The following is a 6,000-nucleotide window of genomic DNA, read 5'->3' as shown; positions in this document are numbered from 1 at the left end:
TTGTTTGCTATTTTGTTAGCCTCTAACTCTTGTTATCTTTATACATCGTCTTTTGATTTTGTTAGTTATTTAGCGGGTTTGAGAGTTAGAGTAGTTTTGTGCGAATCTTCCCGCTTCGGTAAAAGAGTTCTTTTCCATATTCCTGCAACCACTTGTCAAGGACTTTTTTGTACAAACGCCAAAATCCCACAAAATAGGGCTTGCCTATCCTGCGGGATTTATTGTTCAAAATATACCTACTCACGGCGTGGGTCGGCGGTTAGCCGCTAGGGTATCAAGTGCTTATTTTGGGTATTACTTCTTCAACGCTATAATCATGTTATAAACTTGCTCCATGTATGGAAACCCGTCTTTGGTTTCCATATTTCTTACAGTCGCAATCCACTCGTTGTAATCACTTCCATGTTCAACTTCATACAAGACGTTATAGGCTCTCGTCACATACTCATACGCCATATATATACCGTTGTTGTAAAATGGCATATTCAGAGAGTCTACGGAATCATCGCACCATTTCTGGAATACGGCATTTTCGTTATACCACTTTTTAGCAAGTGGATTAGCAAACGCATGGCAGTATTCATGGACAATTGGTGGAACGTCAAAACGGTCGCGATTATTTGTTTGCACTAAGCAATATAATATCTTGTTGTTTACGGACGCGAAATAGTTTCCGCTCGATAGCGATAATATACACCTTAAATTTGACGGGTCAAGATACTTGCCGAACCAGTCAAAATCAATGTGACTGTAAAATCTGTCTACAAACTCTTTTGTCGCTTCTTCAAATAATAATAAGTGCTTATTGAAAAATTCCACATAGTTTGTGTCAGCATAAAACTGATTGTACAGCCTCAAAAAATCAGTTGCTGTGTCAGGAGTCCAAGCACCATATAGAGAGGATATATCATCAATGAGATCAAACCTGTTACATTCCTTTTTGATATGAACAGCGAAACGCAATGGCTTATCATAACAAATAATGCTTGACATTCTTTTTGCATATTCAATTGCCTCATGGTTTGCATAAGGCGCAAATGTTTTTGCAATTTCCTTATGATGGTCCGTGTTGAATGCATTAAAATCGGGCGAACTATATTCGGGACGCTCGGCGAGTCTGCAAATTACAGCCGCAAGTTCAAAGCGTTCATCAACCATATTTTTGTTGCTCATTGCGCTCTCCTAATATATGTGCACAAAATATAAACTACCGACCTTTCCGTGGGCGAAGTGGTATGGTGTAGATAATGTTTCTACCCACGGCATGAGTATACCACGACGGCGGAGTAAAGTCCACCCTTTTTTTGCTTGTCGGGGCTGAAACGCTCAGGTATTCCGCCAATTTTTCTTGCGTAATGTTCTTAGCTTTCCGCAAACGTTTGATGTTTTCGCCAATGGCTATGCTCATAAAATGCGGTCTCCTTTTATATTATTCCGAGCCAATTCTAATAACAGTATACGGCACACCGCTACAAAAAACCAGCCCTTGACAGGAAACACATTTTAACCATCAGTTAAAAACAATAACCTTACAGCAAAATTACTGCCGCAGCTGCCCCACACAACAACCCACTCACAGCATACAGCCGTGACAATTTATCTTTACGAACTTGTGCTCGTTCCTCAATCTGCGCCAAGCGCGCCTCCACACTATCAAGTGCCGCTAACTGGCCGTCTAGCTCGTACCGTCCCAGCAGTTGGCCCAACTCGATGATAATAATGCTTTCTTCGGCGTGTAGCGGCAACCCTTCCGCCCAACGTGTCCAAATCTGTGCATACCGTTCATCGTTGGGCCGTTCAAACATATCCGCCAATCGTTGAAAATCTCCGCGCAATATCGCCGGTGCGTTATCCGCTAAATGCGCCGCCAACTCCGGCAAAGCACGCACACGGCAGCTCATCTCCGCCTGTAGCTGCTCCACCGCCATACGCCACGCCGCAATAACGCTCACGCACTTGCTCAACTGCGCGCTTGCTTGCAATCCAAATGCAGTTGTTCCGCCCGTGAGCAACAACGCTCCGATAATCCTCAACATATCAATGCCTCCGCTTCATCACGAACGCTATATCGCCGTTTCCCATTCTGTCTGTCAATCAACACAACACGCTTAAACAGTTCTTTCAACGCCTTACCCCCCGGCCGCGCAAAAAAACGCGCCGCATTATTGGCATGCGCGGTCGCTAAAAGCTCAACACCGCAATGAGCACATTGCCGCAACGCCTCGGCATCGGATGGCGCGGTGATTTCATCAAGCGCGATGACTTGCGGCGCCATTGAACGCAACAACATAAGCAAATTTTCTGCCTTTGTTCCACCATTAAGGACATCTGTGCGTGCGCCGACATCAAAGCAAGGTTTGCCTTGCCACAATGCCGCCACCTCACCGCGCTCATCACAGAGACTGACACGATGGGCAGCACAAACGGCACTGCCACCGCTAATCATGCGGATAATGTCGCGCAGCAGCGTTGTCTTCCCCGCACCTGGAGGGGATAAAATCAGCGTACTGACAAACTTCTGCTCAGGACATAATGCCGCCATCAATGAACCCGCAACGCCTTTAACCTGCCGCGCAATTCGCACGCACGCACCGCTAAAATCACGCAACGCCGTAATATTTCCATCTTTTACTACCGCCGTGCCTGTCCATCCTACGCGATGCCCACCTTCAATAGTGACATATCCACAGCGCAGCTGCTCACTGACAGCGTAGTATGATCCTCGCGTAACTGTCTCGATCAGTAACTCTAAATGCTCCCGTTCAACCGTTACCGGCAGCGCGATTTCCTTGTTATTTACGACGACACTCAATGCCTGTCCCACACGCAAACGGAACTCTTCGGCATTCACCGCATCGTGATTTGTCAGTCGTGCTGCAGCATCACGTAGAATGCGCGGCAAAACAATGGCGGATTGTGTATACGGCGTTGTTTTGTCCATAATATGTGCACTCTCTTTCACTTGATCGTGATACAAGCTATGAAGACATCCACAAAAAAAGAACCTCATTCGTACAACCTAACGCATACAGCGCAACTCGCCACGTTTCGCCTTGACAAGCCCCCTACTCTGCCTGTATAATATTTCTATGAAAAAACTATGTGAAAACCGCAAAGCCTTCCATGACTACTTTGTACTTGACCGCTATGAAGCCGGTCTATCGCTCGTTGGCACTGAGGTCAAATCCATACGTCTTGGCAAGGCAAACTTAAAAGACTCATTTGTCTTTATCAGAGACGACGAAGCTTTCGTACGCGGCTTGCATATCAGTCCATACGAACAAGGCAATCGATTTAATCAAGACCCCCTACGCGTACGGAAATTGCTGTTGCACAAACGTGAAATTGCTAAGTTATCTAAAGAATCTCAACAAGACAGCATGACGCTGATTCCATTGGCGCTATATCTCAACGAGCGCGGCAAAATTAAAATGGAGCTTGCCATCTGTAAAGGAAAGCACTTGCACGACAAGCGCAGCAGTGCGGCAGAGCGCGACGCCAAACGTGAAATGAACAGAGCGATAAAGGACAACCGTCGTCTGCAAGAACGGGGCTAATTACGTTCACTCATTGCGGCACACCAGATATACAAGCTAACCGATAGTACACTAAACATAATAAACGCCTTGCATACACAGTCAAGCTTATCGGCTCCTAAAAGGTGATTGCACAATACGGTTTTATACGTTGATGCAATTATGGATGCATTGCGGGAAACGACGGGCAAGTGAATAGATTTTGTTATGAAATAATAAGGTGGAACATATAAATGGCATACTCTCGACAACAATATCAAACGAGGCGGCGACGGAAACGACGGCGGCCGTTAAAGGTATTTTTTTACGTCACCCTATTATTCGCGACCTTTTTGATAGGCCACGCTTTCGGGTCACGCAGCAGCACAGACAGTGTCCCAACAGCGCATTTCCCATATTCTGCAACGTCCACAAACACACTCGACAACTTCATATTCCCCCATTTTACCGCGCAGGTTCCCATCACGGAAATCACAGATACACAGTATCTAAAACTTGTCAATCGCGATCGCGCGGTCGCAATGACAAATTATTCACAACTGGTGACCGCTTGGCCAGATATTCCTGTAAGAGCGACATATATACAAATACACGAAACTGCCATGCATGCTATGCTTCGCCTCTTTGAGGCAGCAGAGCGCGCTAATATTGATAATCTTTTTATTACAAGCGGTTTTCGTAGCTATGATGAGCAGAGTCGGCTCTATGAAAACGCGGCAAACAGCGCATATGTCATGCGCCCCGGCCATAGCGAACATCAGCTTGGCTTGGCTGCAGATATTTTGTCCACAAACTCTACTGCTGAGATGATCGGTACGCAAGAAGCGCAGTGGCTTGCCGAAAACGCCCCTCAATTCGGACTTATTCTCCGCTATCCCTATGACAAACACGACATCACGAACGTGCCTTATGAGCCATGGCATTTCCGTTATGTCGGGCGAGTGCACGCATGGATTATGGGGCAATATGGTTTTGTTTTAGAAGAATATATTGAGTTTTTGCAAGAACACGGCAACTATACAACCACATTTGAAAATCAGGCATTTTATATTTCATATCAAAAACCCAGAAATGGTATATTATTCGTTCCGGAGCATTTAGACTTTACCGTTTCAAGCGCAAATACGGGCGGGTATATTGTCACGGCATGGGAATAACGTTGCATTTTACATGGCTGGACTACGGTGTGTCATCATTTGAGGATGAAATCGACACTTGGTCAACAAACAAGGACACCGTTCAATTCGTGACAGCCGGCCCATCTCCACTTAGCGCGGAATGGGCATATTATGTCGACTCTGGCGAATATGAGATAGGCAAAAACTGTTTTTGCAAGGTCATTATTGAGCGCGAACAGCTCATCGCCTACATACTTATCCTCTGCCACGGCGAGCTGTCCATCACCATCAACCCCATTGTTGTCAATCCGGCACTGCGCAATCGTGGATATTGCACGAAGGTTATCCGTGAACTGCTCAATTGTACAGCAAAAATCATCCCGCACAGCAATTGCCGTCGGTTTGAAGCTGTGATAAATATTGAAAACCACACTTCTATCCGCGCGTTTGAGAAAAACGGCTTTGCGTTATCAAGCATCCACGCCGACGGCGATGTGGGCTATTGGCAATATAATGAGGTATGAGAAGTTTTTCCTGTTTACACTTTATCCGAATTGTGCTATACTCTTATTGGACTAGGGGGCGAGTTTGGCTTCGACGGAGATATTGAACTATGCGTAGCGGGTCATGGCGCCTGACCATGTAAAATCGGGTATCTTTATAAATTAAAGAACGATAATCAATTAGTCGCGGCTTAAATTAGCCGCCGTCTGACCTGAGAGTGCCACGGCTCGGGACTCAGGCGTGACTGAGTGGCCAACGTGAATGCGTTAAGATTTGCGCGCGTCATGCATTGATGAATCTACTAAGCTTTGTAGCCTGACGGTATGGCGGCATAGCAAGGGAATGCAAACAACCGTCTGCACCCGGAGAAGCGCATATGGATATATTATCGGACGCGGGTTCAACTCCCGCCGCCTCCACCAATTGTCCCTTAGACGAACCCCTTTCGGGGCGCGCTAAGGGACTTTTTATCGGCATATCGTAGGCGTAACAGTAGATTTCAAGTCGCGGGCTTTCGCCGCCGTAAACCTCGATTCTGTCAACGAGAGTGTCAATCAAGAAATTGCGGAACACAGGGGCGTAGACATCGCCGCGCCTAAACTTCTCGAAGAAATATTTGACGGTTTCAAATTCGAGTGTCGGGCGAGCGGCTTGCTCCTGCATAAGCTGATTTTCAAGGTCGGCGCGTTCGGCCTGCCGTTTCTCTATTTGCGACGAAAACAATTCCACCGCTTTGCCGGACTCAATCGCTTTGATTAGGTTGGCCGTGGCAGTTTCGTTTTCTTTGAGCAATTTTCTCAACCGTTTTACACCACCGATGTTACCTTCTTTAACGGATAAAT

7 protein-coding genes and 1 other RNA gene are annotated in these 6,000 nt (G+C 46.4%); 4 read left to right on the top strand and 4 right to left on the bottom strand.

Annotated elements, in window-relative coordinates; translation table 11 throughout:
* Positions 1–294: 294 nt before the first annotated feature.
* From FWE06_06605 to FWE06_06590, 4 genes are all read right to left on the bottom strand, one after another.
* Positions 295–1,173 carry a DUF4932 domain-containing protein gene (locus tag FWE06_06605; GenBank protein MCL2546848.1) on the bottom strand — a complete coding sequence of 293 codons (879 nt, stop codon included), beginning with the start codon at positions 1,171–1,173 and terminating at the stop codon, positions 295–297.
* A gap of 34 nt (positions 1,174–1,207) precedes the next feature.
* Entirely contained in the window at positions 1,208–1,408 is a 201-nt protein-coding gene (locus FWE06_06600) for a helix-turn-helix domain-containing protein (GenBank protein ID MCL2546847.1), read from the bottom strand.
* A 121-nt stretch (positions 1,409–1,529) separates the two neighbouring features.
* Entirely contained in the window at positions 1,530–2,036 is a 507-nt protein-coding gene (locus tag FWE06_06595; GenBank protein ID MCL2546846.1) for a stage III sporulation protein AB, read from the bottom strand.
* The gene (locus FWE06_06590) at positions 2,030–2,941 is read right to left on the bottom strand and encodes a stage III sporulation protein AB (protein ID MCL2546845.1); all 912 of its coding nucleotides are present in this window, start codon (positions 2,939–2,941) and stop codon (positions 2,030–2,032) included. The genes FWE06_06595 and FWE06_06590 overlap by 7 nt, the downstream gene beginning before the upstream one ends.
* A gap of 133 nt (positions 2,942–3,074) precedes the next feature.
* Between FWE06_06590 and smpB the strand changes: the two genes are divergently transcribed.
* The 4 genes from smpB to ssrA all read left to right on the top strand — a co-directional run bounded on the left by smpB (position 3,075) and on the right by ssrA (position 5,580).
* Positions 3,075–3,557 carry an SsrA-binding protein SmpB gene (gene smpB, locus FWE06_06585; GenBank protein ID MCL2546844.1) on the top strand — a complete coding sequence of 161 codons (483 nt, stop codon included), beginning with the start codon at positions 3,075–3,077 and terminating at the stop codon, positions 3,555–3,557.
* Positions 3,558–4,057: 500 nt separating this feature from the next.
* Positions 4,058–4,693: a M15 family metallopeptidase gene (locus FWE06_06580; GenBank protein ID MCL2546843.1), complete on the top strand. Its 636-nt coding sequence runs from the start codon at positions 4,058–4,060 to the stop codon at positions 4,691–4,693.
* Positions 4,684–5,178 (top strand): GNAT family N-acetyltransferase, encoded by a 495-nt coding sequence (locus FWE06_06575; protein ID MCL2546842.1) that lies wholly within the window; start codon positions 4,684–4,686, stop codon positions 5,176–5,178. Before FWE06_06580 ends, FWE06_06575 begins: the two co-directional genes overlap by 10 nt.
* A gap of 54 nt (positions 5,179–5,232) precedes the next feature.
* Positions 5,233–5,580, top strand: a transfer-messenger RNA (tmRNA) gene (gene ssrA, locus FWE06_06570).
* Positions 5,581–6,000 lie beyond the last annotated feature (420 nt).

It is taken from the genome of Oscillospiraceae bacterium (genome assembly GCA_009780275.1).
GTDB lineage: Bacteria > Bacillota > Clostridia > Oscillospirales > UBA929 > WRAI01.
The sequence above is the reverse complement of the archived record's forward strand: the minus strand, read 5'-3'. Positions and strand labels throughout refer to the sequence as shown.

Excerpts from the sequence above, each read along its gene's own strand:
- FWE06_06605 (MCL2546848.1), bottom strand. The coding sequence starts at position 1,173 with ATGAGCAACAAAAATATGGTTGATGAACGCTTTGAACTTGCGGCTGTA.
- FWE06_06600 (MCL2546847.1), bottom strand. The coding sequence starts at position 1,408 with ATGAGCATAGCCATTGGCGAAAACATCAAACGTTTGCGGAAAGCTAAG.
- FWE06_06595 (MCL2546846.1), bottom strand. The coding sequence starts at position 2,036 with ATGTTGAGGATTATCGGAGCGTTGTTGCTCACGGGCGGAACAACTGCA.
- FWE06_06590 (MCL2546845.1), bottom strand. The coding sequence starts at position 2,941 with ATGGACAAAACAACGCCGTATACACAATCCGCCATTGTTTTGCCGCGC.
- FWE06_06580 (MCL2546843.1), top strand. The coding sequence starts at position 4,058 with ATGACAAATTATTCACAACTGGTGACCGCTTGGCCAGATATTCCTGTA.
- FWE06_06575 (MCL2546842.1), top strand. The coding sequence starts at position 4,684 with ATGGGAATAACGTTGCATTTTACATGGCTGGACTACGGTGTGTCATCA.